Below are 24,873 nucleotides of genomic sequence, written 5' to 3'. Positions count from 1 at the left end.
GCATCATGATCCCGTTGCCGCTGGCCAGGATCGCCGAGATCACCTCGGGTGCCCTCGCGGGCATGGCCGATCCCCGCGCGGTCGTGCGCGGTCCGGTCGTCATCGACTCCCGTGCCGTCGAGCCGGGGTCGCTTTTCGTCGCGATCAGGGGTGATCGGGCCGACGGGCACGACTTCGCCGCCCAGGCCGTCGAGGCCGGAGCCGTCGCCGTGCTGGCGTCCAGGCCCGTGGACGCTCCCGCGGTCGTCGTCGGCGACGTCGTGACCGCCCTGGCCGACCTGGCCACCGCGGTCTGCGCCGGCCTGCCGTCGACCACGGTCATCGGCGTGACCGGATCGGCGGGCAAGACCAGCACCAAGGACCTGCTGGCCCGCCTCACCGCCAGGATCGGCCCGACGGTCGCCCCGGTCGAGTCGTTCAACAACGAGATCGGCCACCCGCTCACGGTGCTGAAGGCCGACGAGGACACCCGCTACCTGGTGCTGGAGCTCAGCGCCAGGGACGCCGGCCACATCAGCCACCTGGCCCGCATCGCCCCGCCCAGGATCGGCGTGGTCCTCAACGTCGGCACCGCCCACCTGGGTGTCTTCGGCGGCAAGGACGCGATAGCCAAGGCCAAGGGCGAGCTGGTCGAGGCGCTGCCCGCCGACGGCGTGGCCGTGCTGAACGCCGACGACCCGCTGGTGGCCGCGATGGCCCGGCGCACCGACGCCCGGGTCACCTGGTACGGCCGCGCCGAGGGCGCCGCGGTGCGGGCGGAGGGGGTGACCCTCGACGACCGGGGCCGCGCCGCCTTCACGCTGCGCACCCCGTCCGGGGCCGCCCCTGTCGGGCTCCGCCTGTACGGCGAGCACGCCGTGGAGAACGCGCTCGCCGCCGCGGCGGCCGCCTACGAGCTCGGCCTGCCGGTCGCCACCATCGCCGAGGAGCTGTCGGAGGCCGAGCCCCGCAGCCGCTGGCGGATGGAGGTCACCGACAGGGCGGACGGCGTCACCGTGATCAACGACGCCTACAACGCCAACCCCGACTCCATGCGCGCCGCCTTCGAGGCCCTCGACGCGCTCGCGGGCGGCCGCCGCCGCTTCGCGGTCATCGCCGCCCTGCGCGAGCTGGGCGAGGAGAGCGCGGCCCTGAACGAGGGCATGGGCCGCCTGGCCGCGGGAGCGGGCCTGGAGGGCCTGTTCGTCGTCGGGCCCGACGCCGGCCCGGTCCTGGCCGGTGCCGGAGCCGCGGTGGAGGGCGTTCCGTCCGCCACCCGGGTCACGCACGTCGCCGACGCGCAGGAGGCGGCCGCGGCACTGTCGGCGCTCCTGGTCCCCGGCGACGTGGTGCTGGTCAAGGGGCCGCGCGCGGCCGGCCTGGAGCGCGTGGCCGCGACACTGCTGGGAGGTGATCGCCGATGATGGAGATCCTCATCGCGGCGGCGGTCAGCCTGCTGCTGTCGTCGTTCGGCACCCCCCTGGCGATCCGCCTGTTCTCGCAGCGCGGCTACGGCCAGAGCATCCGGGAGGAGGGCCCCTCCGGCCACCACGACAAGCGCGGCACCCCCACCATGGGCGGCACCGTGATCGTGATCGCGGCGCTGCTCGGGTTCGCCTGCGCCCACCTGTACGGCCAGACCCTGCCCACCGTCTCCGCGGTCCTGGTGCTGTTCCTGATGACGGGCCTCGGCGCGGTCGGCTTCCTCGACGACTTCATCAAGATCTACAAGCAGCGCAGCCTCGGCCTGCGCAGCGGCGCCAAGGCCCTGGGCCAGCTCGTCGTCGGCGCGGTCTTCGCGGTCCTGGTCACCCGTTTCCCGAACGCCTACCTGATCACCCCGGCCGAGACCCGGCTGTCGTTCCTGCGGGACTTCGGCCCGTCGGTCGGCATCATCGGGTTCACGATCTGGGTGCTCATCATGATCGTGGGCTTCTCCAACGCGGTGAACCTCACCGACGGGCTCGACGGCCTGGCCAGCGGCGCTACCGGCGTGGTGCTGGCCTCCTACGTCCTGATCGGCAACTGGCAGCTCCGCAACAACTGCACCACCCAGCTCGGCCCCAACTGCTACTGGGTCCGCGACCCGCTGGACCTGGCCGTGGTCGCCGCCGCCGTGCTCGGCGCGCTGGTCGGCTTCCTGTGGTGGAACGCCCCTCCCGCCAAGATCTTCATGGGTGACACCGGCTCGCTGGCCCTGGGCGGCGTGCTCGCCGGCCTGGCCATCACCACCCGCACCCAGCTCCTGCTGATCATCCTGGCGGGGATGTGCGTGCTCATCACCATGTCGGTGATCATCCAGGTCGGCTTCTTCAAGATGACCGGCAAACGCGTCTTCAGAATGGCCCCGCTCCAGCACCACTTCGAGCTGTCCGGCTGGGCGGAGACGACGATCGTGGTCCGTTTCTGGCTCCTGGCCGCCCTCTGCGCCGCCGCGGGCCTCGGACTGTTCTACGTCGAATGGATGCCCAAACCGTGAGCGCGGCGACTTCGGCCGCACGGCAGGCGGAGGTGGCCGGATGATCTGCGTCGCGGGTCTGGGAGTCTCCGGCACGGCCGTCGCCCGCGCCATGGCCGCCCGGGGCGAGAAGGTGGTCGTCCTGGAGGGCCGGGACGGGGAGCGGGCCAGGGCGACCGCCGCGGAGCTGGCCGGGATCGGCGTCGAGGTCCGCTTCGGCGAACCGGCCGGGTTGCCCGCCGGCACCTCCCTCGTCGTCGCCACCGGCTGGCCGCCGCACCACCCGCTGCTCGTCGCGGCGGCCGAGGCCGGGGTGGAGGTGATCGGCGAGGTCGAGCTGGCCTGGCGGCTCCGCCCGGCGGGCGCCGCGCCCTGGCTGGCGCTGACCGGCACCAACGGCAAGACCACCGCGGTCCGGATGCTCACCTCGATGCTCACCGCGGCCGGGCACAGGGCGCTCGCCGTCGGCAACGTCGGCACCCCCGTCGTGGAGGCCGTCACCGGCCCCGCCGACGTGCTGGCCGTGGAGCTGTCCAGCTTCCAGCTCCATCGCTCGCCCGGCATCGCCCCGCACACCGCGGCCGTGCTCAACGTCGCCCCCGACCATCTCGACTGGCACGGCTCCCTGGAGGAGTACGCCCGGGTCAAGGGGGAGATCTTCACGCGGGCCGGGACGGTCGTCCACAACGCCGACGACGAGTGGTCGGCCCGCCTGGCCGCGCCGTACGACGGGGGGACGGGCGCGCGCAGCGTCGGCTTCACCCTCGGCGTGCCGGCGCCCGGCCAGGTCGGCGTGGTCGAGGACCTGCTGGTGGACCGGGCGTTCGTGGCCGATCCGGCGCGCAACGCCGAGGAGCTCGCCTCCTTCGACGACATCCGGCCGTTCGCGCCGCACAACGTGGCCAACGCGCTCGCCGCCGCCGCCATGGCCCGCTCCTACGGGGTGCCCGCGGAGGCCGTACGGCGGGGCCTGCTGGACTTCGTCCCCGACCCGCACCGGATGGCGCTGGTCGCGCGGGTCGGCGAGGTCGACTACGTCGACGACTCCAAGGCCACCAACCCGCACGCCGCCGCCGCGTCGCTCGCCGCCTACTCCTCGATCGTCTGGATCGCCGGCGGGCAGCTCAAGGGAGCCGACGTCGACGATCTGGTACGGCGGGCCGCGCCCCGGCTGCGCGGCGCGGTGCTCCTGGGCGCCGATCGCGAGCGGATCCGGCAGGCTCTGGCGCGACACGCCGCGAATGTCCCGGTGGTGGAGGTGGCCGGGCAAGACACTGGGGTCATGGACCGTGTCGTCATCGAAGCCGCGAGGCTCGCCGCCCCCGGGGACACCGTGCTGCTGGCCCCGGCCGGGGCCTCGCTGGACATGTTCCCCGGCTACGGGGCCCGGGGCGAGGCCTTCGCCCAGGCCGTGCGGGAGCGTCCGAACGGATCGCAGGGCGGTGCCGGAGGCGTATGAGAGCACGCTTGCGGGATCCGGGGGCCCCTGCCCGGCCGGCGGGGCGGAGTGACAGATGACCGCCGTGAGCGACCGGCCGCCGGACGCCGACTCCTTCAAGGGCCGGCTGGTGCGCGTGCGCGAGCTGCTGGCGCGCCCGCTCTTCTCCTACCACCTGCTGCTGGGCGTCAGCGCGCTGCTGATGGCTCTGGGGCTGATGATGGTCCTGTCCGCGTCGAGCATCCACGCGCTCCAGACGCGGCAGTCGGCGTTCGCGCTCTTCGGCCGGCAGTTCATCTCGATGGCCCTGGGACTGCTCCTGATGTGGATCTGCTCCCGGCTGCCCCTCAGGTTCTTCCGGCTGGCGGGTTATCCGCTGATGGTCTTCGCCGCGCTGGGCCTGATCCTGGTCATGTTCATCGGCACGTCCGAGCAGGGCGCGCAGCGCTGGATCTACATCGGCGAGCTCACCATCCAGCCGTCGGAGCCGGCCAAGCTCGCGCTGGTGCTGTGGGGGGCCGACCTGCTGGCGAAGGGGGCCCGCGCCGGGCAGATCGAGTGGCGCAGGCTGCTGATCCCCCTCATGCCGGGTCTGGCGATCATGGCCGTCCTGGTGATGCTGGGAAGCGACCTCGGGACCACCCTGGTCCTGATGATGATCTTTCTGGCCCTGCTGTGGGTCGTGGGCGCACCGCTGAAACTGTTCGGCGGCATCCTGTCGGTCATGGTGCTGGCCACCATCACGATGATCACCATCGAGGGCTACCGCTCGGCGCGGATCAAGGGGTGGCTCGACCCGTGGGGCAACGCGCAGGACGCGGGCTACCAGCTCGTGCAGGGCCAGATCGGGATGGGCAGCGGCGGCTGGTTCGGGCTCGGGCTGGGGGCCAGCCGGCAGAAGTGGAACTGGACCCCGCACGCCGAGAGCGACTTCATCTTCTCCATCCTGGGGGAGGAGCTCGGCCTGATGGGCACGCTGGTCGTGGTGGCCCTGTTCGGCCTGCTCGGCTACGCGGGCCTGCGGGTGGCCAGCCGGGTCAGGGACCCGTTCGTCCGGCTCGCCTCGGTCGCCGCGATCGCCTGGATCGTCGGTCAGGCGATCGTCAACATCGGCGCGGTCATCGGCGTGCTGCCCATCACCGGCATCCCGTTGCCCCTGATCTCCTACGGCGGATCCGCGCTGCTGCCGACCCTGGCCGCGCTGGGGATGCTGCTCGCCTTCGCCAAACACGAGCCCGGGGCGCGCGAGGCTCTGGCCGCACGTGGCCCCGGACCGGTGGCGCGGGGCCTAAGCTGGCTTGGCCTGGGTGGACCGGCAAGGCGACGCCGGCCGGTCCGCGCAAGACGATGAGCGACTGGGCGGCCCGGCGCGGAAACGACGGCCGGTCCGCGGAAGACGATGAGTGAAAGGACCGACATGAGGGTGGTCCTCGCCGGCGGCGGGACGGCCGGTCATATCGAACCGGCGTTGGCCCTGGCCGACGCGCTCCGGCGGCTTGACCCGACCATCGGGATCACCTGCCTCGGCACGGAGCGCGGCCTGGAGACGCGACTGGTCCCGGCCCGGGGCTACGAGCTGCAGCTCGTGCCGGCGGTGCCGCTGCCCCGGGCGATCACGCCCCAGCTCCTGAGCGTGCCCGGCCGGCTGGCGGGCGCCATCAACACGGCCGCGGGCATCATGGACCGCGTCCAGGCCGACGTGCTGGTCGGATTCGGCGGTTACGTGGCGACCCCCGCCTATCTGGCGGCGCGGCGGCGCGGCGTGCCGATCGTGGTGCACGAGGCCAACCCGAGGCCCGGACTGGCCAACCGGCTGGGCGCGCGGCTGACCGACCACGTGTTCACCGGCCACCAGAACACACCGCTGCCCCGCGCCGAACACGTGGGCATCCCGCTCCGGCGCGAGATCGTCGGGCTGGACCGCCTCTCCGTGGGCGACAAGGCGCGCTCCTGGTTCGGCCTGGAGGCCGACCTGCCCACGCTGCTGGTCACCGGCGGCTCCCAGGGCGCGCGGTCGCTCAACCAGGCGGCCCTGGCCGCCGCCCCGGCACTGCGCCGGGCCGGAGTGCAGGTGCTGCACGTCATCGGCCCGAAGAACACGCTGGAGGAGGAGCCGCCGCCCGGCGACCCGCAGTACGTCGTGCTGCAGTACGTCGACCGGATGGACCTGGCCTACGCCGCGGCCGACTTCGCCCTGTGCCGCAGCGGCGCCATGACCTGTGCCGAGCTGACCGCGGTCGGCCTGCCCGCCGCCTACATCCCGCTCCCGCACGGCAACGGCGAGCAGCGGCTCAACGCCGAGCCGGTCGTGCAGGCCGGTGGCGGTCTCATGGTCGACGACGCCGACCTGACGCCGGAGTGGATCATCCAGAACGTGCTCCCCATCCTGTCCGACCCCGAGCGTGTGGTCACCATGTCGGAGGCCGCCTCCAGGATGGGGCGGAAGGACGCCGACGTGACGCTCGCCCGCAGGGTGCTGCAGATCGCGGTGGAGGGCAGGGGCCGATGAGCCGGAAGCCGGACGTGTGGCCGACGAGGAGTGATGAGCGATCGATGAGCGCGGAACGGGACCGGCGCGGTGCGCGTGCCGTCCGGCCGGGGAACGAGACCGTCCGCGTGGCGAGCGAGGAGTGGTGAGCGACCGATGAGCCTGGTCAAGTTGGTGGATCCGGTCGCGGCCGAAGAGCTCGGGCGCGTCCACTTCATCGGGATAGGCGGTTCCGGGATGTCCGGCATCGCCCGCATCCTGCTCAAACGTGGCGTGCCGGTCTCCGGCAGCGACGCGCGGGGCTCGGACATGGTGACCGAGCTGCGGGAGCTGGGCGGCAGGGTCCACATCGGCCACGCCGCCTCGAACATCAAGAACGTCGACACGGTCGTGGTCTCCACCGCGATCCGCGACTCCAACCCCGAGCTGGGCGAGGCGCTCCGCCAGGGGCTGCGCGTGATCCCCAGGGCCGCCGCGCTGGCCTCGGTCATGGCGGGCCGGACCGGGGTCGCGCTGGCCGGCACCCACGGCAAGACCACCACGACCTCGATGCTCACGGTGGCGCTGCAGAAGTGCGGCGCCGACCCGTCCTACTGCGTCGGCGGCCAGCTCGTGACCACCGGCCTGGGCGCCGACGAGGGCGCGGGCGAGGTGTTCGTGGCCGAGGCCGACGAGAGCGACGGCTCCTTCCTCATGCTGGCCCCGGAGATCGCCGTGGTGACCAACGTGGAGCCGGACCATCTGGACAACTACGGTGACCCGCGCGCGGTCTACGACAGTTTCGCGCGGTTCGTCGAACGGGTCGGGAAGTCGATGGTGATCTGCGCCGACGACCCGGGCTCGGCCGCCCTGGTCCCGATCGCCCGCGCGCGCGGCCTGAAGGTGGTCACCTACGGCGAGGCCGAGGGCGCCGACTTCCGGGTGAGCGGGATCCTCCCCGACGGCCTGGGCATCTCCTTCGCGGTCGAGGGCCGCGGAGAGGTCAGGCTGGCCGTCCCCGGCCGCCACAACGCGCTCAACGCCACCGCGGTCATCGCCGTGGCGGTGGAGCTGGGCGTGTCCTTCGACGAGATACGCGACGGCCTGGCCGCCTTCACCGGCGCCAAGCGCCGCTTCGAGGCCAAGGGCGAGGCCGGGGGGGTGGCGGTCTTCGACAGCTACGCCCACCATCCGACCGAGCTCGCCGCCGACCTGCGCGCGGCACGGGACGTGGTGGCGTCCTTCTCCGGCTCCGGCAGGGTCATCGCGGTCTTCCAGCCGCACCTCTACTCGCGCACCAGGTTCTTCGCCGACGAGTTCGGCGTCGCCCTCGGCCTGGCCGACGAGGCCGTCGTGCTGGACGTCTACGGCGCCCGTGAGGACCCGGAGCCGGGCGTCTCAGGGGCCCTGGTGGCGGGCAAGGTGCCGCTCCCGTCCGAGCGGGTGACCTACGCGCCACAGCGGGAGGCGGTCCCCGCCCTGGTGGCCGACCGGGCCAGGCCCGGCGACATCGTGCTCACCATGGGGGCGGGCGACGTGACCGAACTGGGCCCCCGCATCGTGGCGGAGCTGGCCGCCCGGTGACTCGCGGGAGGGGACGCGGGGCGCCGGCGCCCGAGCCGCCGGACGGGGGGAGACGATGAACGGGGTGTGGAGGTCGGCCTTCCTGGCCCTGCTCACCGTGGGGGTGGTGGGCACCGCCGCCTGGCTGGTGTTCTTCTCGTCGGTGCTCGGAGTCCGGGACATCCGGGTGGTGGGCAACCTCGGCCTCCCCGCCCAGCAGATCCAGCAGGCGACGGGGGTGCCCAAGGGCAGACCCCTGGCCGTCGTGGACGTGGAGGCGGTCGAGCGGCGGATCGGCGCGATCCGGCAGATCGAGTCGGTGCGGGTCAGCCGCGGCTGGCCGGGCACGCTGGTGGTGGAGATCGTGGAGCGCGAGCCGGTGGCGGTGGTGGCGGTCGGTCCCAAGTTCGCGCTCATGGACCGGCACGGTGTGATGACCGAGATCAAGGACGTCGCGCCTCCGTCGCTCCCGCTGCTGCGCGTCGACCGTCCCCAGCCCGGCGACCCGGCGACCGCCGCGGCGCTGACCGTCATACAGGCGCTGCCCGAAGATCTGGCCCGGCGGCTCTCGGAGGTGCTCGCACCCTCGCCCGAGACCGTCTCGATGCGTCTCAAGGACGGCCGCGAGGTCGTGTGGGGCGGCCGGGACCGTCCGGCCGCGAAGGCCGGCATCCTCGTCACGCTGCTGAAACGTCCCGCCGACACCTATGACGTGAGCTCGCCGGACGTCGTGACGGTGAAGTGACCCCGGCAGGTCGCGCGCGGTCCCGGAAAAGGACGGCCCGCGACACGCCGGGCGCGCTTGCGGCGCGGTTAGTTGACCCACCTGGAGCGTAACTCCTACTGTCCGTATCACTCCTCAGGTTGACATAAATCTAAATCTCAACTTGAGGGTGAGGGTTTTGGAAACGACGGCACGGGCCCCGTGCCGCATGAAATTGCAAGTCAACGAGCGGAAAGGCCCCTCGTCGTGGCAGCACCGCAGAACTACCTCGCGGTCATCAAGGTTGTAGGAATCGGCGGAGGCGGAGTCAACGCCGTCAACCGGATGATCGAGGAGGGACTCAAGGGCGTCGAGTTCATCGCCATCAATACCGACGCTCAGGCGCTGCTGATGAGTGACGCCGACGTCAAGCTTGATGTCGGGCGCGAACTCACCCGCGGCCTCGGCGCGGGGGCCAACCCCGAAGTCGGGCGCAAGGCGGCCGAGGACCACCGCGAGGAGATCGAAGAGGTCATCAAGGGCGCCGACATGGTGTTCGTCACCGCCGGAGAGGGCGGTGGCACGGGCACCGGCGGTGCTCCGGTGGTGGCCAACATCGCGCGCTCGCTGGGCGCGCTGACCATCGGCGTGGTCACCCGGCCCTTCAGCTTCGAGGGCCGGCGCAGGGCGATGCAGGCCGAGGCCGGCATAGAGACCCTGCGCGAGGAGGTCGACACCCTCATCGTGATCCCGAACGACCGGCTGCTGTCGATCTCCGACCGGCAGGTGAGCGTGCTGGACGCCTTCAAGGCGGCCGACCAGGTGCTGCTCTCCGGTGTCCAGGGCATCACCGACCTCATCACCACGCCCGGTCTGATCAACCTCGACTTCGCCGATGTGAAGTCGGTCATGTCCGGGGCCGGTTCGGCGCTCATGGGCATCGGCCACGCGCGCGGCGACGACCGGTCGGTCGCCGCCGCCGAGATGGCCGTCTCCAGCCCGCTGCTGGAGGCCAGCATCGACGGCGCCCACGGCGTCCTGCTGTCGATCGCCGGCGGGTCCGACCTCGGCCTGTTCGAGATCAACGAAGCGGCCCAGCTGGTCTCCAACGCCGCGGCGCCGGATGCCAACATCATCTTCGGTACGGTCATCGACGACGCCCTCGGCGACGAGGTGCGCGTCACCGTGATCGCGGCCGGGTTCGACGAGCCCGCCGCGGAGACCAAGACCGTCGTGCCGCAGCCGGCCTCCCGCCAGCAGCCGGCCGCGCGCCCGGCCCCCGCTCCCGCGGTGACCGCGCCGGTCCGTCCGGCGCCGCCCACGGTGAAGGCCGAGCCCAGGGTCGAGCAGGCGCAGGTCCGGCCGGTCGCCGGCCCGCCGCCGGCGGCCGTCCCGGTGGCGGAGACGCCGATCCCGCCGGCTCCGCAGCCGGTCCAGCAGATCCACCCGGTCCAGCCCGCTCCGCCGGTGCACATCCCGGCGGAGCAGGCCGAGCCGCCCCGCGTGGAGGAGGCTCCGGCGCCGCCGGTGTCGATCCCGCGCCCGGCGCCGGAGCCTTCGCAGCCCACCCCCATCTCCGCCAGGGTCTCCGACCCCGCCCGGAGGCGGCCGGTGATCTTCGAGGAGCAGGAAGAGGAGCTCGACGTCCCCGACTTCCTGAAGTGACATTGCTCACGGCTGGGTGATCGACGGATCACTCAGCTGTGACAGGGGAGAATGGATTCCGCCGGTTTGTCGGTATTTGAACGGCGGAGAAGTGACGGAAACAACACGACCTGATGAGATCGCGGCCGGTCTGGCCGAGGTTGAGGCGAGCATCGCCGAAGCCTGCCGGGCCGCCGGCCGTACCCGCGAGGAACTGACGCTCATCGCGGTGAGCAAGACCTACCCGGCCTCCGACGTGCGGCTCCTGGCCGCACTGGGGGTGACGGACGTGGGGGAGAACCGTGACCAGGAGGCTTCGGCCAAGGTGCGCGAATGTGCCGGCCTGGACCTCACCTGGCACTTCATCGGCCAGTTGCAGACCAACAAGGCCCGCTCCGTGGTCGGTTACGCCGACGTCGTCCACTCGGTGGACCGTCCACGTCTGGTGACCGCGCTCAGCCAGGAGGCGGTCAGGGCGGACAGGGAGATCACCTGCCTGGTGCAGGTCGCCCTGGACGGCGATCCCGGGCGGGGCGGGGCGCGGCCTGCGGACGTGGCCGCGCTGGCGGAGGCCCTGGCCGCCGCTCCGGGGGTCCGGCTGGGCGGGGTGATGGCGGTGGCGCCGCTGGGGGAGGAACCCGGCAGGGCCTTCGCCAGGCTTCGGGAGATCGCGCAGGTCATGCGGGATGCCCACCCCGGGGCCGACGTCATCTCCGCGGGTATGAGCGGTGATATGTCCGAGGCCATTGCGAATGGCGCGACACACCTGCGGGTCGGTACGGCGTTGCTCGGTCGCAGGAAGCCCTTAGTCAGGTAATGTCCCTTCAAGTGGACCTTGGCGTCCGCGTATCCAGATAGAGGTCGATCGGTGGTGAGCTCCAAGGGGGTGCGGCTACCGCCCCAGGGAAATCGCAGTAAGGCGGAGGAAGAAGTAGCGATGGCCGGCGCGATGCGCAAGATGGCGGTCTACCTCGGTCTTGTGGAGGACGACCGCTACGAGAGATACGACAGCTATTCCGACGACGAGTACGACGACTTCGACGACTCGCGGAGGGGCGGCGAGGAGCGGCCTGGCACGGTCCAGGACCGCGAGGACGACACCGACCCGGGCGTGCCCGCTCCGAGGCCCGCGACGGCTGTCATAGAGCGCCGCACGACCGATCTGGCGCGTATCACGACGCTTCATCCCCGCACTTACAACGAGGCGCGGACAATCGGTGAGCACTTCCGTGACGGCACCCCGGTCATCATGAATCTGACCGAAATGGTTGACAGTGACGCGAAGCGACTTGTCGATTTCGCGGCAGGTCTTGTCTTTGGCCTACACGGCAGCATTGAACGTGTTACGAACAAGGTGTTCCTGTTGTCCCCTGCCAATGTCGAGGTGACCGCCGAGGACAAGGCCCGAATCGCGGAACGCGGGTTCTTCAACCAGAGCTAGAGTTCCACCATGAACAGTGACCAGCCGGACAGGTCCCGACACGACCGGGGACGGCGGAACAGCGTGGAGGCGGGGGCGGACCGTGGGGATCGTTAGCGAGATCTTGGTCGTCGTCCTGTCCCTCTACCTGGTTCTGCTGATCGGCAGAATGATCTTTGAGACGGTGCAGGCGTTCGCACGTCAGTGGCGCCCCACGGGGGTCGTCCTGGTCCTGGCGGAAGCCGTATACACGGTGACCGACCCACCTCTCAAGTTCCTCCGCCGTTTCATTCCACCACTCCGGTTGGGTACGGTGGCCTTTGACCTAAGCTTCACAGTGCTGTTCATTGTGGTCTTGGTCTTGATCCAACTCGTGTCCGCGCTTCGTTGATCGGGTACCGTCCCTCCGGACAGACTCCAAGCGCGCCAAGGAGACCGAAATGCCGCTGACGCCCGCTGATGTGCGGAACAAGCAATTCAGTACGACCCGGCTCAGGCCGGGCTATGACGAGGAAGAGGTAGACGCCTTCCTTGATGAGGTCGAGTCCGAGCTGGACCGTCTCATCCAAGAGAACGAGGAGCTCCGCGCCAAACTGGCGGAGTGCCTGCGGGGCAAGGTGCCCGGCGGAATGGGAATGGCCATGGCGCCGGCCCCCGTCGCCGAGCCCAAACCCGAGATGATGATGCCGCAGCCGGAGCCGATGCGTGCCCCCGAGCCGGTGCAGCACCAGCAGTCCGTTCCCGTCGGCATGGGGATGCCCCCGGCCGAGGACAACATGGACACCGCTGCCCGCGTGCTCGCGCTGGCCCAGCAGACGGCCGACCAGGCGATCGCCGATGCCCGCCGGGAGGCGGACGAGACGGTGACCCGGGCCCGCCGCGAGGCCGACGACATCCTCGGCAAGGCGCGTCGCCAGGCCGAGCAGGTCATCGGTGACGCCCGCGCCCGCGCCGAGACGCTGGAGCGCGACGCGCAGGAGCGGCACCGCCAGGCCATGGGCTCGCTGGTGCAGACCCGCGACGAGCTCGAGCGCAAGGTCGAGGAGCTGCGCAGCTTCGAACGGGAGTACCGTAGCCGTCTGAAGCTGTACCTTGAGAACCAGCTCGCCGAACTGAACGTGGCTGCCGAGGGCAGTGGCGGATTCCCGATCGTGGGCGGCCCCCCGGCCATGTCCCACGCCGTGGCTCCGGGTGGGCAGCCGACCATCCAGGGCGCCCCCAACCCGTTCGGTGGTGAGCCGTCGCAGCATTCGGGCGCCTTCCAGGGCGTTGACGGTCCGCACAACGACCGCCGCTAGGGTGTCGGGTCATCCCTCTGACCCGTATCCGGGAGTTCCTCTGTGATCCTTATCAGCGCCGGCTTGGTGGTCACCGCCATCGTCCTGCTCATCGCGGGGTTCGTGCTGGCCAAGCCATTTCTGGTCATGTGGTCGATCGCGGTCAGCGTTCTGTCCGCGGTCTTCCTGGTGATCGGGGCGTTGTTGCGCCGCCATGAGCTGTTCCCCGGCGGCGGGCACGCCGGGGAGGCTCCGCTCCCTCCCAAGGGACCGGTTCCGGCCGGGCCGATGCCCGCGCCGCACATGAGGCCGGATCAGCGCGTCCCCTCGGCTCCGCACCCGAGGGCGCCGCACGGCATGCCGCCGGCGGCGACCGCCGCGCCTCAGCCCCGGCCGCGTCCGGTGACCGGGCCGGCCCCCGCCGCGAGGCAGGGCCTCCTGGACGCCGAGGCGATCGTCCTGGTGATCCCAGGGCGCAAGCGGTATCACGTCGCCGGCTGCCGGCAGCTGGTCGGCAGGGATCATGAAGAGCTCACTCACGAGGAGGCGCGCGAGGAGGGCTTCACGCCCTGCACCACGTGCCTGCCCGAGTTCACCGGCGGGATCCAGCCGCAGGACGCTCCCACCGGAGCCCAGGAGCCGGCAGCGCACCAGGCCCCCGCCCCCTCCGGCGACACCCGCGGGCCGGACGCCCACGAGCCCACCGCCCGTTTCAGCCCGCCGTACAGGCCCGTCACCACGGCCACCCCGCAGGAGGCCGCGGCGCCGGTGACCCGGCCCTACATCCAGGGCGCGCCGGACATCCAGGGCACGCCGGCTCCCCAGGAGCAGGCACGGCCGCAGGGACCGGCGAGCCCGCCGCTCCGCGCCGCGGAGACCGCCGCCCGGTCCTTCCCGATCCAGTCCCCGGAGCCCGAGCCGGAGACGTCCGCCGACTCCGAGGCCACCAGCTGGTTCAGCCGGGACATGGCCGCGTCGGCCGCCTCCAAGCCGGAGACCCGGGCAGGATCCGAGCCCTCCGAGCCCGAGGACGGCACCCCGGCTGAGCCGGAGCCCGTCACGTCCGCCTCCACCGGGGCAGAGGCCCCCGCCGAGGCCGACGGCCCGGCGGAGCCCGATCCCGCCGGGGCCAAGACCTCGATCATCCCCTCCCGGTCCCTGCCTTCCGCCGGGTCCGCGCCTTCCGAGCCGGAGGACTCCGCCGAGTCCGAAGCCGGGTCCGACTCCCGGGGCGGCGTCCCGGCCGGATCCCGGCCCGCCGGTGCAGGCACTCCGGCCACGGCCCCCGCGCCCGCCGGTGCCGGCCGCCCGGTCAGGGACGAGGCTCCTGCCGCGTCCTCCGTGTCCGGTCCCGAGACCTCCGCGTCATCCGAGACCTCCGATCCCGAGACCTCCGCGTCCCCTGAGCCCTCCGGGGCCGAGGGCCCGGCCGGGTCCGGCGGTCTCGCCACGTCCAGCCCCGCCACGTCCGGCTCCGCCGCCCAGGAGGCTTCCGAGGAGCCCTCCCCGGCGGAGCGGAAGGCCACTGACGGGTCCGCCTCCGCGGAGCCGGACAGCCCCTCCGAGCCGGTGGAGCCGGCCGACACCGCACCCGGGCGCGCCGGGCATCCGGTGCCGGCCGACTCCACCTCGGCGGAGCCGCAGGTCCCGGCGGCCGGGGAGAAGGCCCCCGAGACGGAGCGGAAGGCCGCGCCGGAGGAAGCGCCCGGCGAGGACGACGGGGACACCGCCCCCCACGGCATCCCCGCCGTCAAGGACGGGCCGGAACCCGGCCCCGGCGACTCCGGGACGGTCAAGGTCATCGTCGGCACCCGCCGCTTCCACAGCTCCGCCTGCCCGCTCATCAAGGGCACGGACGGCAGCGGCATCGAGACCATGACCCGGGCCGAGGCCGAGGAGTCCGGCCTGAGCAGCTGCTCGGTCTGCCGCGACCAGGGCTAGCCTCTCGCCGGCCAGCAGGGCACAGGCCCCGCCGGTCATATCGGAGGGCTCATAGGGCAGGCCCCGCAGTCCACATGTCGGAAAAGGGCACAGGGCAGGCCCCTGTCGGCCGCATCAGCAAGGGGCGCGGGGCAGGCTCGTCGCATCGGAGAGGGTGAAGAGCAGGCCCCTGTCACCCCCCATCGAGGGGCTCACAGGGCAGGCCCTGCAGTCCGCGCAAGGGCACAGGACAGGCCCCTGTCGGCCGCATCGTCAAAGGCACAGGGCAGGCTCCTGCCGGTCACATCGGAGAGGGCTCCGGGGAAGATCCCGGAGCCCTCTCCGATGGCTCGCTCCCGACGGCCGGTGCCGTTCCCCGCGGAGCGGCACCGGCCGGGGAGGATCAGACGGTACGGCGGAGCTGGAAGGTCAGGCCGAGGTCGGCGTCGTGGTGGACCGGGAGGTCGCCTCCGGATCCCTCGTTGAGGGAGACGGCGAGGACCTCGCCGGCCACGGTGCCGCCCTGGGTGCGCAGGGTCTCGGCCAGGTCGGCGTCGGTGGTGGACCACCACACATCGATCCGGTCGGAGATGGACAGGCCGGTCGACTTGCGGGCGTCCTGGAGCAGGCGGATGACGTCGCGGACCAGGCCGGAGCGGCGCAGTCCGTCGGTGATGGTCAGGTCGAGGGCGACCGTCTCGCCGGTGCCGGTGTCGACGGCCCCGGTCTCCACCGCCCAGCCGGACTTCGGCTGCTCGGTGACGATCACCTCCTCGCCGTTCAGCTCCACCGTTCCCAGCTCGCCGGCGTCCACCGAGACCGCCGAACCCGAGCGGAGGGCGCGTGCGAGCTCCCCGGCGTCGGCGGCGGCGACGGCCGCGGCGACCAGCTTGGTCTGCGAGCCGAACCTCTTGCCCAGCGCCCGGAAGTTGGGCTTGACGGTGAAGGAGACCAGGTCGGCCTCGATGCCCGACAGGTCCTCCAGGCCCTGGACGTTGAGCTCGTCGGCGATCAGCTCGCGCAGCTCGGGGGAGAGCGCGGCCCAGCCGCGGGCGCCGACCAGTGCCCGGCCGAGCGGCTGGCGGGTCTTGACCCCGCTGGAGGCGCGGGCCGAGCGGCCCAGCTCCACCAGGCGGCGGACCAGCGCCATCTGCTCCGACAGCGCGGGGTCCAGCAGCTCCTCGGTCACCGAGGGCCAGGCGGCCAGGTGGACGGAGGAGGGGCCCTCGGCGTCGCGCAGCACGTCCCAGACGTAGTCGGTGATGAACGGCACCACCGGTGACATCAGCCGGGTGACGGTCTCCAGGCACTCGTACAGGGTGGCGAACGCCGAGGCGTCACCGGACCAGAAGCGGCGGCGGGAGCGCCGCACGTACCAGTTGGACAGGTCGTCGAGGAACTCCGCCAGCCGCCGCCCGACCCGCGCGGTGTCGAACTCGTCCATCGACGCGGTGACCTCGGCCACCGTCCGGTGCAGCTCGGCCAGCACCCAGCGGTCGATCAGCGGGCGCTCGGCGTACGCGGGAGCCTCGGAGAGCCTGGACGGCGACCATGATTCGGCGTTGGCGTAGAGGGTGAAGAACGACGCGGTGTTCCAGTAGGTCAGCAGGACCTTGCGGACGATCTCCTCCAGGGCGCCGTGCCCGACCCGGCGGGCCGCCCACGGCGAACCGGCGCAGGCCATGTACCAGCGCAGCGCGTCGGCGCCGTGCTGGTCCATCAGCGGGATCGGCTGCAGCACGTTGCCCAGGTGCTTGCTCATCTTGCGGCCGTCCTCGGCGAGGATCAGTCCGAGGCAGAGCACGTTCTCGTAGGAGGACCTGCCGAAGACCAGCGTGCCGACCGCCATCAGCGAGTAGAACCAGCCGCGCGTCTGGTCGGTGGCCTCGCAGATGAACTGCGCCGGGTAGGCCTTCTCCAGCATTTCCGCGTTCTGGTATGGCGCGCCCCACTGGGCGAACGGCATCGATCCCGAGTCGTACCAGGCGTCGATCACGTCCGGCACCCGGCGCGCCTCGGCCCCGCAGGTGGGGCAGGGCAGCGTGACGTCGTCCACGTAGGGGCGGTGCGGGTCGAGCGCGGACACGTCCTGGCCGGAGAGCCGGCTCAGCTCCTCCAGCGAGCCGACGCAGGTGATGTGCGACTCGTCGGCGGAGCAGACCCACAGCGGCAGCGGCGTGCCCCAGTAACGCGACCGGGACAGCGACCAGTCGACGTTGTTGCGCAGCCACTCGCCGAAGCGGCCCCACTTGATCGTCTCGGGGTACCAGTTGGTCTTCTCGTTCTCGGCGAGGAGCTGCTCCTTGATCGCCGTGGTGCGGATGTACCAGGCGGGGAGCGCGTAGTAGAGCAGGGCGGTGTGGCAGCGCCAGCAGTGGGGGTAGCTGTGCTCGAAGTGGCCGCCCCGGTAGAGCAGGCCGCGCGCCCTGAGGTCCTCGGTCAGGCCCTCGTCGGCGTCCTTGAAGAACTGCCCGCCGACCTGGGGGACGCTGTCGAGGAAGCGCCCGTCGGGGCCGATGGGGTTGACCACCGGCAGGCCGTACCGCTTGCAGGTCGTCAGGTCGTCGGCGCCGAACGCGGGGGCCTGGTGGACCAGGCCGGTGCCGTCCTCGGTGGTGACGTAGTAGCCGAGCACCACGTAGTGCGCGCCGGGGATGTCGACCAGGTCGAAGGGGCGGGAGTAGGTGGTGTGCTCCAGGTCGGCGCCCTGGAATGTGGCCAGGACCTCGGCGCCCTCGCCCAGCGCGGAGACCAGCAGCGGCTCGGCGACGACCAGCACCTCGTCGGACCCGGCGGGGCGTGCCGCGACATAGGTCACGTCGGGGTGCACGGCCACGGCGGTGTTGGAGACCAGCGTCCACGGGGTGGTGGTCCAGATCAGCAGCGAGGCGCCGAGATCGGCCAGCGGGCCGGAGGTGGCGGGCATGCGGACGTAGACCGACGGGCTGGAGACGGTCTCGTAGCCGCCGGGCTGGCCCAGCTCGTGATCGGACAGGCCGGTACCGCAGCGCGGGCAGTAGGGGGTGATCCGGAAGTCGCGGAACAGCAGGTCCTTGTCGAAGACGACCTTGAGCGACCACCAGACGGACTCCACGTAGCTCGGGTCCATCGTGCGGTAGGCCTGGGACAGGTCGATCCAGTAGCCCATCCGCTCGGTCATCTCTTCGAAGGCGTCCACGTGCCGCAGCACCGACTCGCGGCACCTGGCGTTGAACTCGGCGACGCCGTACGCCTCGATGTCCTTCTTGCCGGACAGGCCGAGTTCCTTCTCGACGGCGACCTCGACCGGCAGGCCGTGGCAGTCCCAGCCCGCCTTGCGGGGCACGTTGTAGCCCTGCATCGACTTGTAGCGGGGGAAGACGTCCTTGAACACGCGGGCCTCGACGTGGTGCACGCCGGGCATGCCGTTGGCGGTGGGCGGGCCCTCGTAGAAGACCCAGTTGGGGCCGTCGGTGTTCTGCTCGACCGAGCGCTCGAAGACCTTTCCGTCCCGCCAGCGGTCGAGCACCTCATGTTCGAGCGCGGGCAGATCGACCTGCGCGGGAAGAGAGCGGAAATAGGCGGACATAACGGGCGGGACCTCCACGCTGGTGCTGGCAGTGGCGTGGAGGGACGAGACCCTCGGGCCCCGCGGTACCACCCTCCTTGACCTTCACATGGGAAGGCCCTCTTCCTTTGGTCTGCTGCCGGGTCTACTGGGCCGAGGCGGCCGTTCTTCCGGCGGCTCCGGGGTGATTTTCCCTCCGGTCCTCGCCCCGGGCTCACACCGTCCCCGGGTCGCTCGTGCGAGGGGTACGGAGGTGATTGTCCCCATCAACGCCTTGCAGGCTCAAACGATAACGCACTGGCCTGCTCAAAGCTTCCCGATATCGGCGTGACGAGGGAATCGGGAGGAGGGGGTCGGATGTTACGGGAGTGGTAAACATCACGGCGGGTCGTTTGCCGTTCTGTTATGGGAGACCTAAGCTGCCCGCACCGTTTACCGCATTGGATACGGTCCGAACGAGCAAGGAGGCCGACATGGCCGCGACTGTACGCGCAGACGAGGGCGCCGTGGCGCCGTCACAGGACGGTACCGTCGTCACCTGGTCGGTCACGGAGCTCGCGGAAGTCCGCGAGCGGCTGGCCACGGAGATCGCCGAGCTGAACCAGGAGATCGCCAAGGCCGAGACCGAGATCGCGTCGAGTGATGTGACGGACGGTGCGGGAGACGACCAGGCGGACGCCGGAGCCCGCACCTATGAACGGGAACGCGAGATCGCCCTTACCCTGAATTCACGCGACCTGGTCGCGCAGAACGAGCGGGCGATCGCCCGGATCGACGCGGGAACCTACGGAGTGTGCGAATCGTGCCACAAGCCGATCGGCAAGGAGCGTCTTCAGGCGTTCCCGAGGGCGACGCTGTGCGTGGCCTGCAAGCAGCGGGAGGAGCGCCGCTGACCGGCGACACCGTCGACGGGGTGGTTCCGGCCGCCCCGTCCGGAGTGCGGCGGGTTGCCGTGCTCGCAACGATTGTGCCGATTGTTTACTTTCTTGACCTGATCACGAAGACGATCGTGCTGAGGACCCTGGAGGGCAGGGAGCCGTTCGTCGTCATCCCCGGCCTGCTCCAGTTCCGGGTGATCTTCAACTCCGGGGCGGCGTTCAGCATCGGCACCGGCATGACGATCGTCTTCACGTTCGTCGCGGCCGGCGTGGTGATCGCCATCCTGCGCACCGCGCGGCACCTGCGCAGCCTGCCCTGGGCCGTCACGCTGGGGCTGATGCTCGGCGGGGCGCTCGGCAACCTGACCGACCGGCTCCTCCGCTGGCCCTCGGGCTTCGGCCGGCCCTCGCCCTTCCAGGGGCACGTCGTCGACTTCATCGAGACCTTCCCCGGGCACTTCCCGGTCTGGAACGTGGCGGACTCGGCGATCGTCTGCGGCGGAATCCTGGCCGTTCTCCTCGCCTGGCGGGGCTACCAGATCGATGGCACGCGCGACACGGGGGAGCACAAGAGCAATGGCTGAGCAGCGGAGTCTCCCGGTCCCCGACGGGCTGGAGGGCGAGCGCCTCGACGCGGCCCTGTCCCGGCTGTTCGGCTTCTCGCGCACCCGCGCGGCCGAGCTGATCGTCTCCGGTGACGTGCTGGTGGACGGCTCGCCCGCCGCCAAGTCCGACCGGGTCCACGCGGGCGCGTGGCTGGACGTCACCCTGCCGCCGCCGCCCACCGCGCCGATGCCGGTCGCGGAGCCGGTGCCGGGCATGAAGATCGTTTATGAGGACGACGACATCGTGGTCGTCAACAAGCCCATCGGCGTGGCCGCTCACCCGACCACCGGCTGGACCGGGCCGACCGTGATCGGCGGCCTGCTCGGCACCGGGCACCGCGTGGCGACGAGCGGCGCCGCCGAGCGCCAGGGCATCGTGCACCGCCTGGACGCCAACACCACCGGCGCCATGGTCGTGGCCAAGAGCGAGCACGCCTACTCGCATCTGAAGCGGGCCTTCAAGGAGCGCACCGTCGACAAGCGCTACCACGCGCTGGTCCAGGGGCACCCCGACCCGCTGCGCGGCACCGTCGACGCGCCGATCGACCGCCACCCCTCCGGGGACGGCCGGTTCGCCGTCGTGGCCGGGGGCAAGGAGTCGGTCACCCACTACGACACGATCGAGGCGTTCCGCGCGGCGTCGCTGCTCGACATCAAGCTGGAGACCGGCCGGACCCACCAGATCCGGGTCCACATGTCGGCGCTGCGCCATCCGTGCGTCGGCGACATGATGTACGGCGCGGACCCCACGCTGGCCGCCCGCCTGGGCGTCACCCGGCAGTGGCTGCACGCGGTCTCGCTGGCCTTCGAGCACCCCGCGACGGGCGAGTGGGTCTCCTTCACCACCGACTATCCCGATGACCTGGCCCATGCCCTGAAGGTCGTCGGCAGCGAGTCGTAGAGGCCGCCCGTCTCCGCCGCCGGCTACTTGTCCTTCTTGTCTTTCTTGTCCTTCTTGACCTTGCCGTCGGGGGTGTCCTGGGCCTTGCCGAGGGCGCTCGTCCCGCCGTCGTAGCCGGCCTGCTCGGCGAGCTGCCCCTCCTGGCCCTGCCCCTCGTTCTGTCCCTGGTCCTGGGTGACGTCGTCTCCGGAGGCGCCGCCGGACTCCTGCCCCGGGTCGCCGTCCGGCTCCTGCCCCTGGTCCTGGCCGGGGTCGTCCTGCGACCCCTCGCCGGGCTTCTTGCCGGAGTCCTTGTCCTGGTCCTTCCCGGGCTTGTCCCCCGAGTCGTCCTTCGATCCGTTCTTGGAATCGTCCTTCGAGCCGTCCTTCGAGCCGTTCTTGGAGTCGTTCTTCGTGTCGTCCCGCGCGGGCCCCTCCGACGGGGACGGGCTGTTCTGCCGGGGCTGATCCCGGGTCGTGCCGGTGGAGGACCGGTCCGGGGCGTTCCCCGTCGTGTCCGGCGTGGGATCCTTCTTCTTCGTGGGCAGCCTGGCCTGCTCGGTCTTGTTCTTCGGCTTGTCGTCCTTGGCGGGGACGCTCACGGAGGCGGGGGGCCTCTCCGGTGACCCGCCGGAGGAGTTCAGGGCCACCCAGGCGGCTCCGCCCGACGTGAGGGCCACGGCGACCACCGCGGACGCGAGGGCCGCGACGGCCGGACGCCGCCGTCCTCCGCGGGCGGCCTCCCCGGGGTCCGCGTCCGCCGGGGGCACCGCCCCGGCGGCCTGGACCGGGACGCGGGGAGGCGGGACCGGGAGGGCGATGGGCGCGGTGGGCTGCGGCTCGGTCCCGTTCACGATCGCCCGCAGGTGGATCTGCACATCGTGGGCGGACATGCGCTGCGCGGGGTCCTTGCGGAGCAGACCGAAGATCACCGGGCCCAGCGATCCGGCGAACCTCAGTGGGGCGGGCTCCTCGTGCATGACCGCGCTGAGCGTCGCCAGCGGGTGGGCGCGCTCGAAGGGGGAACGCCCCTCGACCGCCATGTACAGCGTCACGCCCAGCGACCACAGGTCGGAGGCGAACTCCGCCGGGCCCCCGCTCGCCCGCTCCGGCGCGATGAACGCGGGGGTGCCGATGAGGGCGCCCGTCCTGGTCACCGACGAGTCGCCTTCGAGCACCGCGATGCCGAAGTCGGTCAGCACGGCCCGGCCGTCCTTCGACAGCAGCACGTTGTCCGGCTTGACGTCACGGTGCAGCACGCCCGCCCGGTGCGCGGCGAGCAGCGCCCCGAGCACTTCGAGCCCGATCTGCGCAACCCGTGCCGGCGGCAGCGGCCCGTCCTCCCGGACCACGGCACCGAGCGTCCGGGAGTCCACGAGCTGCATCACGATCCACGGACGCCCCTGCTCCTCGATGACGTCGTAGACCGTCGCGACGCCCGGGTGGCCGATCCGACCGGCGGCGCGGGCCTCCCTGAGCGTCCGTACGGTGAAGACGTCGCGTTCGGGACCGGTCAGGTCGGGGGAGGGGATGACCTCCTTGACTGCCACGTCCCGGCCGAGCACCTCGTCGCGAGCCCGCCAGACCGTGCCCATGCCTCCCCGGCCGATATGTTCGAGCAGCCGGTACCGAGCGCCGATGAGCCCCTGAGAATCGGTCATGGGCCTCCGACTACCCCCGTTTGACCCGGACAATCCGGATATGTGGCGCGGTCTGGTGGATCGCCGGGCGGGACGAGGGGCGTGGCACGGTACGGCGGCGCCGCCGGCCTCAGCTCATGACATGGCGCAGCACGGCCGTGACGACGGCCGCCGTCGCGAGCACCACCAGGAAGGGCGCGCGCAGCAGCAGCGCCACCACGGCCGCCCCCAGCCCGGCGGCGCGGGGCCCGTCGAAGTGCAGTTGCTGCCCGTGCGCGAAGGTCTGCACCGCGATCAGCGCGGCCAGCAGCGCCACCGGGACCAGCGAGGCGAAACGCTGCACCGTCGGATGGTCGAGCACCTGGCGCGGGGCCGACAGCCCGGCGAGCTTCAGCGCGTAGCAGCCCGCGCAGGTGATCACGATGGCCCACCAGACAGTCACTTCGGCCTCCTCAGGATCACGGCGAGCACGGCGACCGCCGCGATCAGCACGGGTACGCCCGGCGGGGTGAACGGGGTCGTGGCCAGCGCGATCGCCGCGCCGCCGCCGGCGATCAGCCGCAGCGCGCGGGTCTCGGGACCGCTCCCGGTGAGCCGGGGCCACAGGATGGCCACGAACGTCGCCGGGCCCACCACGTCCAGGCCGAACACCGCCGGGTCGGCCACCCGGGAGGTGCCCACCGCGCCGAGCAGGGTGGTGACGTTCCAGGTCAGGTAGAGGCTGACGAAGGTGACGAAGAATCCGGTCCGGGCCGACCGCTCGTCGGGCTGGGCCAGGGCCACGGCGGTCGTCTCGTCGATCACCCCGTGGGCTGTCGGGAGCCTGCGCCGGCCCCGGACCGCGAGCAGGTCGGACATGCGCAGGCCGTACAGGCCGTTGCGAGCTCCCAGCAGCAGCGCGCCCGCCGTGCCGGCGACAAGGTTGCCGCCGCCGGCGACGACGCCGACCAGGGCGAACTGCGAGGCGCCGGTGAAGGCGAACAGGCTCAGCACGCACGCCTGCGCGACGCTCAAACCGGCGGTGACCGCGGCGGCGCCGAACGCCACCCCGGACAGTCCCACGGCGATCCCCACGCCCAGTCCGTCCCTGACCGCTGAGGAACGAGTGGTTGTATCCATGGAAACGAGGTTATGTCCGGTTTTATAGTGCCGTCTTGTACGTTCCTGCGCGCTGGTACGCCCCGGGCGGCACACCCACGATCCGCTTGAAATGCCTGGTCAGATGGGCTTGGTCGGTGAAACCCACGTCGGTGGCGACCTGTGCGGCCGGCGTGCCGGAGTCGAGCAACCCCCGGGCCCGCCGGACCCGGAGCGTGTTGAGATAGGCGTGCGGGGGCAGGCCCGTGACCGCCTTGAAGGCCCGGATCAGGGTGAAGGGCTTCGCCTGTACGGCCCGCGCCAGGTCCTCCAGCGTGGGCGGGTCGACGAGCCGTTCGTGCAGGATCTCCCGCGCCCGCCGTACCGCCCGGTCCTCCTTGGTGGGCCGCGCGTCCGCCGGGCGGTGGTCGGCGTGGTGCCTGAGCAGGGCGCCGAAGGCCGTGCGGGCGAGCGTGGAGGAGGCCAGGCCGTCGCCGTGCTCGGCGGCGTCGTGCGCGCCCCGCAGCAGCGCGGTGGCGTGCGGATGGGAGACGACGGGCTCGGGGAAGTACGGCGTGCCGCGCCCGGCCGTCACCTCCGCGGCGATGTCCGCCATGACCTCGATCGACGGGTAGAGCATCCGGTAGGCCCAGCCGCCGGGCTCGCCCGCGTGGCCGGTGTGCACGTGCTCGGGGTTGACCAGGACCAGGTTTCCCGTGCCCGCGCGGTGCCGGGCGCCCCGGTAGTCGAACTCCTCGACCCCGGACAGGATCACCCCGATCGCGTAGCCGTCGTGGACGTGCCGGGAGAACCGGTGGGTGATGTACCTGGCCTTGAGCAGGTCCACCCCCGGCAACCCCGGACTGCGCCAGAAGCGCGCAGCCTCCCGTGCGGTCACGGCCGGAAGGTCTCGGTGAACCTGTCGAAGAACATCCGGTTCGACCTGGCGTCGTCCGGGCCCTCCCAGTAGATCGCGTACGGGCGGCCCGTGAGCGTGCGGAAGCCCCGGTCCAGGACGCGCATCCTCACCTTGTCCTTCAGGTAGGTGAACTCCCAGTCGGCGGCAGGCAGGCCGCGGTATCTCAGCGCGGTGATGCCGATCCGCTCGTAACCCGGCCAGACGTTCTTCTCCAGCCCGCCCCGCTCTACCTTCTCCCAGTGCTTGACCGGGTCCGTCTCGGGGTCCTCCGTCGACTCGATCCACAGGAAGCCGTTCTTGCCGGGAGACCGGAACTCGACCCTGTCGCGTCCGGAGAACCGCTTGACGGTCCAGCCCCTGGGCACCGCGACGGTGAAGCCCATCGGATCCCGGTGGAGCCGCCAGCCCGCCGGGACACCCGTGGTCGGGCGGGCGGACGGGGTGCGGGTCGCCTGGGG

Annotated in this window: 21 protein-coding genes and 1 pseudogene; 16 read left to right on the top strand and 6 right to left on the bottom strand. The window is 71.7% G+C overall.

Features of this window, described 5'->3' with window-relative positions; genetic code table 11:
* Window positions 1-5: 5 nt before the first annotated feature.
* The 13 genes from CA984_RS14700 (at window position 6) to CA984_RS14640 (ending at window position 14,890) form a co-directional block, all read left to right on the top strand.
* Window positions 6-1,403, top strand: coding sequence for a UDP-N-acetylmuramoyl-tripeptide--D-alanyl-D-alanine ligase (locus CA984_RS14700; RefSeq protein WP_086572282.1), 1,398 nt, complete (start codon window positions 6-8; stop codon window positions 1,401-1,403).
* Window positions 1,400-2,458 (top strand): phospho-N-acetylmuramoyl-pentapeptide-transferase, encoded by a 1,059-nt coding sequence (gene mraY, locus CA984_RS14695; RefSeq protein WP_086572280.1) that lies wholly within the window; start codon window positions 1,400-1,402, stop codon window positions 2,456-2,458. Before CA984_RS14700 ends, mraY begins: the two co-directional genes overlap by 4 nt.
* A gap of 40 nt (window positions 2,459-2,498) precedes the next feature.
* The gene (gene murD / locus CA984_RS14690; protein ID WP_086572278.1) at window positions 2,499-3,896 is read left to right on the top strand and encodes a UDP-N-acetylmuramoyl-L-alanine--D-glutamate ligase; all 1,398 of its coding nucleotides are present in this window, start codon (window positions 2,499-2,501) and stop codon (window positions 3,894-3,896) included.
* 55 nt (window positions 3,897-3,951) lie between these two features.
* Complete coding sequence (ftsW, locus tag CA984_RS14685; protein WP_086572276.1) at window positions 3,952-5,226, top strand: putative lipid II flippase FtsW; 1,275 nt, start codon at window positions 3,952-3,954, stop codon at window positions 5,224-5,226.
* A gap of 66 nt (window positions 5,227-5,292) precedes the next feature.
* Window positions 5,293-6,384 carry an undecaprenyldiphospho-muramoylpentapeptide beta-N-acetylglucosaminyltransferase gene (gene murG / locus CA984_RS14680; protein WP_086572274.1) on the top strand — a complete coding sequence of 364 codons (1,092 nt, stop codon included), beginning with the start codon at window positions 5,293-5,295 and terminating at the stop codon, window positions 6,382-6,384.
* 135 nt (window positions 6,385-6,519) lie between these two features.
* A complete protein-coding gene (murC, locus tag CA984_RS14675) occupies window positions 6,520-7,926 on the top strand; it encodes a UDP-N-acetylmuramate--L-alanine ligase (RefSeq protein ID WP_086572272.1) in 1,407 nt (468 codons plus the stop codon).
* Between the two features lie 55 nt (window positions 7,927-7,981).
* Window positions 7,982-8,650 carry a cell division protein FtsQ/DivIB gene (locus CA984_RS14670; protein WP_086572270.1) on the top strand — a complete coding sequence of 223 codons (669 nt, stop codon included), beginning with the start codon at window positions 7,982-7,984 and terminating at the stop codon, window positions 8,648-8,650.
* Between the two features lie 225 nt (window positions 8,651-8,875).
* Complete coding sequence (gene ftsZ / locus CA984_RS14665; RefSeq protein WP_086572268.1) at window positions 8,876-10,273, top strand: cell division protein FtsZ; 1,398 nt, start codon at window positions 8,876-8,878, stop codon at window positions 10,271-10,273.
* Window positions 10,274-10,364: 91 nt separating this feature from the next.
* Window positions 10,365-11,069, top strand: a complete 705-nt coding sequence (locus CA984_RS14660; protein WP_086572265.1) for a YggS family pyridoxal phosphate-dependent enzyme — start codon at window positions 10,365-10,367, stop codon at window positions 11,067-11,069.
* A 120-nt stretch (window positions 11,070-11,189) separates the two neighbouring features.
* Window positions 11,190-11,693 carry a cell division protein SepF gene (locus CA984_RS14655; protein ID WP_031160090.1) on the top strand — a complete coding sequence of 168 codons (504 nt, stop codon included), beginning with the start codon at window positions 11,190-11,192 and terminating at the stop codon, window positions 11,691-11,693.
* Between the two features lie 82 nt (window positions 11,694-11,775).
* On the top strand, window positions 11,776-12,063 hold the full coding sequence (locus CA984_RS14650) for a YggT family protein (RefSeq protein ID WP_031160088.1): 288 nt from the start codon (window positions 11,776-11,778) through the stop codon (window positions 12,061-12,063).
* 49 nt (window positions 12,064-12,112) lie between these two features.
* Complete coding sequence (locus tag CA984_RS14645) at window positions 12,113-12,970, top strand: DivIVA domain-containing protein (RefSeq protein ID WP_031160087.1); 858 nt, start codon at window positions 12,113-12,115, stop codon at window positions 12,968-12,970.
* A 42-nt stretch (window positions 12,971-13,012) separates the two neighbouring features.
* Window positions 13,013-14,890 (top strand): hypothetical protein, encoded by a 1,878-nt coding sequence (locus tag CA984_RS14640; protein WP_086572263.1) that lies wholly within the window; start codon window positions 13,013-13,015, stop codon window positions 14,888-14,890.
* A 382-nt stretch (window positions 14,891-15,272) separates the two neighbouring features.
* On the opposite strand, the gene ileS is transcribed toward CA984_RS14640, so the two are convergent.
* On the bottom strand, window positions 15,273-18,437 hold the full coding sequence (gene ileS, locus CA984_RS14635) for an isoleucine--tRNA ligase (protein ID WP_086572261.1): 3,165 nt from the start codon (window positions 18,435-18,437) through the stop codon (window positions 15,273-15,275).
* Between the two features lie 452 nt (window positions 18,438-18,889).
* On the opposite strand from ileS, the gene CA984_RS14630 reads away from it, so the two are divergent.
* From CA984_RS14630 to CA984_RS14620, 3 genes are read left to right on the top strand one after another with little or no spacing between them, the layout of a single operon-like run.
* Window positions 18,890-19,309, top strand: a complete 420-nt coding sequence (locus tag CA984_RS14630; protein ID WP_086572259.1) for a TraR/DksA family transcriptional regulator — start codon at window positions 18,890-18,892, stop codon at window positions 19,307-19,309.
* Window positions 19,273-19,878: a signal peptidase II gene (locus tag CA984_RS14625; protein ID WP_341351713.1), complete on the top strand. Its 606-nt coding sequence runs from the start codon at window positions 19,273-19,275 to the stop codon at window positions 19,876-19,878. Before CA984_RS14630 ends, CA984_RS14625 begins: the two co-directional genes overlap by 37 nt.
* Window positions 19,871-20,800, top strand: a complete 930-nt coding sequence (locus tag CA984_RS14620; protein WP_086572257.1) for an RluA family pseudouridine synthase — start codon at window positions 19,871-19,873, stop codon at window positions 20,798-20,800. Before CA984_RS14625 ends, CA984_RS14620 begins: the two co-directional genes overlap by 8 nt.
* Before the next feature lie 23 nt (window positions 20,801-20,823).
* Here CA984_RS14620 and CA984_RS47130 read toward each other — a convergent pair whose 3' ends face one another.
* From CA984_RS47130 to CA984_RS46135, 5 genes and pseudogenes are all read right to left on the bottom strand, one after another.
* Entirely contained in the window at window positions 20,824-22,440 is a 1,617-nt protein-coding gene (locus CA984_RS47130) for a serine/threonine protein kinase (RefSeq protein ID WP_207620871.1), read from the bottom strand.
* A 109-nt stretch (window positions 22,441-22,549) separates the two neighbouring features.
* Window positions 22,550-22,861 (bottom strand): AzlD domain-containing protein, encoded by a 312-nt coding sequence (locus tag CA984_RS14610; RefSeq protein ID WP_086572255.1) that lies wholly within the window; start codon window positions 22,859-22,861, stop codon window positions 22,550-22,552.
* Window positions 22,858-23,538, bottom strand: coding sequence for an AzlC family ABC transporter permease (locus CA984_RS14605; RefSeq protein ID WP_086572253.1), 681 nt, complete (start codon window positions 23,536-23,538; stop codon window positions 22,858-22,860). The genes CA984_RS14610 and CA984_RS14605 overlap by 4 nt, the downstream gene beginning before the upstream one ends.
* A 22-nt stretch (window positions 23,539-23,560) precedes the next feature.
* On the bottom strand, window positions 23,561-24,394 hold the full coding sequence (locus CA984_RS14600; protein WP_165781255.1) for an AraC family transcriptional regulator: 834 nt from the start codon (window positions 24,392-24,394) through the stop codon (window positions 23,561-23,563).
* Window positions 24,391-24,873 (bottom strand): annotated as a pseudogene (locus CA984_RS46135) (hypothetical protein); the annotation flags it as partial. The gene CA984_RS14600 and the pseudogene CA984_RS46135, both read right to left, overlap by 4 nt.

Source organism: Streptosporangium minutum (assembly GCF_002149035.1).
GTDB lineage: Bacteria > Actinomycetota > Actinomycetes > Streptosporangiales > Streptosporangiaceae > Streptosporangium > Streptosporangium minutum.
Note: the sequence above shows the minus strand (reverse complement) of the source record. Positions and strands in the feature narration are given on the sequence as shown.

What these genes read in the sequence shown, in the direction of transcription:
- CA984_RS14700 (WP_086572282.1), top strand. Translation starts at nt 6, where the DNA reads ATGATCCCGTTGCCGCTGGCCAGGATCGCCGAGATCACCTCGGGTGCC.
- mraY (WP_086572280.1), top strand. Translation starts at nt 1,400, where the DNA reads ATGATGGAGATCCTCATCGCGGCGGCGGTCAGCCTGCTGCTGTCGTCG.
- murD (WP_086572278.1), top strand. Translation starts at nt 2,499, where the DNA reads ATGATCTGCGTCGCGGGTCTGGGAGTCTCCGGCACGGCCGTCGCCCGC.
- ftsW (WP_086572276.1), top strand. Translation starts at nt 3,952, where the DNA reads ATGACCGCCGTGAGCGACCGGCCGCCGGACGCCGACTCCTTCAAGGGC.
- murG (WP_086572274.1), top strand. Translation starts at nt 5,293, where the DNA reads ATGAGGGTGGTCCTCGCCGGCGGCGGGACGGCCGGTCATATCGAACCG.
- murC (WP_086572272.1), top strand. Translation starts at nt 6,520, where the DNA reads ATGAGCCTGGTCAAGTTGGTGGATCCGGTCGCGGCCGAAGAGCTCGGG.
- CA984_RS14670 (WP_086572270.1), top strand. Translation starts at nt 7,982, where the DNA reads ATGAACGGGGTGTGGAGGTCGGCCTTCCTGGCCCTGCTCACCGTGGGG.
- CA984_RS14655 (WP_031160090.1), top strand. Translation starts at nt 11,190, where the DNA reads ATGGCCGGCGCGATGCGCAAGATGGCGGTCTACCTCGGTCTTGTGGAG.
- CA984_RS14645 (WP_031160087.1), top strand. Translation starts at nt 12,113, where the DNA reads ATGCCGCTGACGCCCGCTGATGTGCGGAACAAGCAATTCAGTACGACC.
- ileS (WP_086572261.1), bottom strand. Translation starts at nt 18,437, where the DNA reads ATGTCCGCCTATTTCCGCTCTCTTCCCGCGCAGGTCGATCTGCCCGCG.
- CA984_RS14630 (WP_086572259.1), top strand. Translation starts at nt 18,890, where the DNA reads ATGGCCGCGACTGTACGCGCAGACGAGGGCGCCGTGGCGCCGTCACAG.
- CA984_RS14620 (WP_086572257.1), top strand. Translation starts at nt 19,871, where the DNA reads ATGGCTGAGCAGCGGAGTCTCCCGGTCCCCGACGGGCTGGAGGGCGAG.
- CA984_RS47130 (WP_207620871.1), bottom strand. Translation starts at nt 22,440, where the DNA reads ATGACCGATTCTCAGGGGCTCATCGGCGCTCGGTACCGGCTGCTCGAA.
- CA984_RS14605 (WP_086572253.1), bottom strand. Translation starts at nt 23,538, where the DNA reads ATGGATACAACCACTCGTTCCTCAGCGGTCAGGGACGGACTGGGCGTG.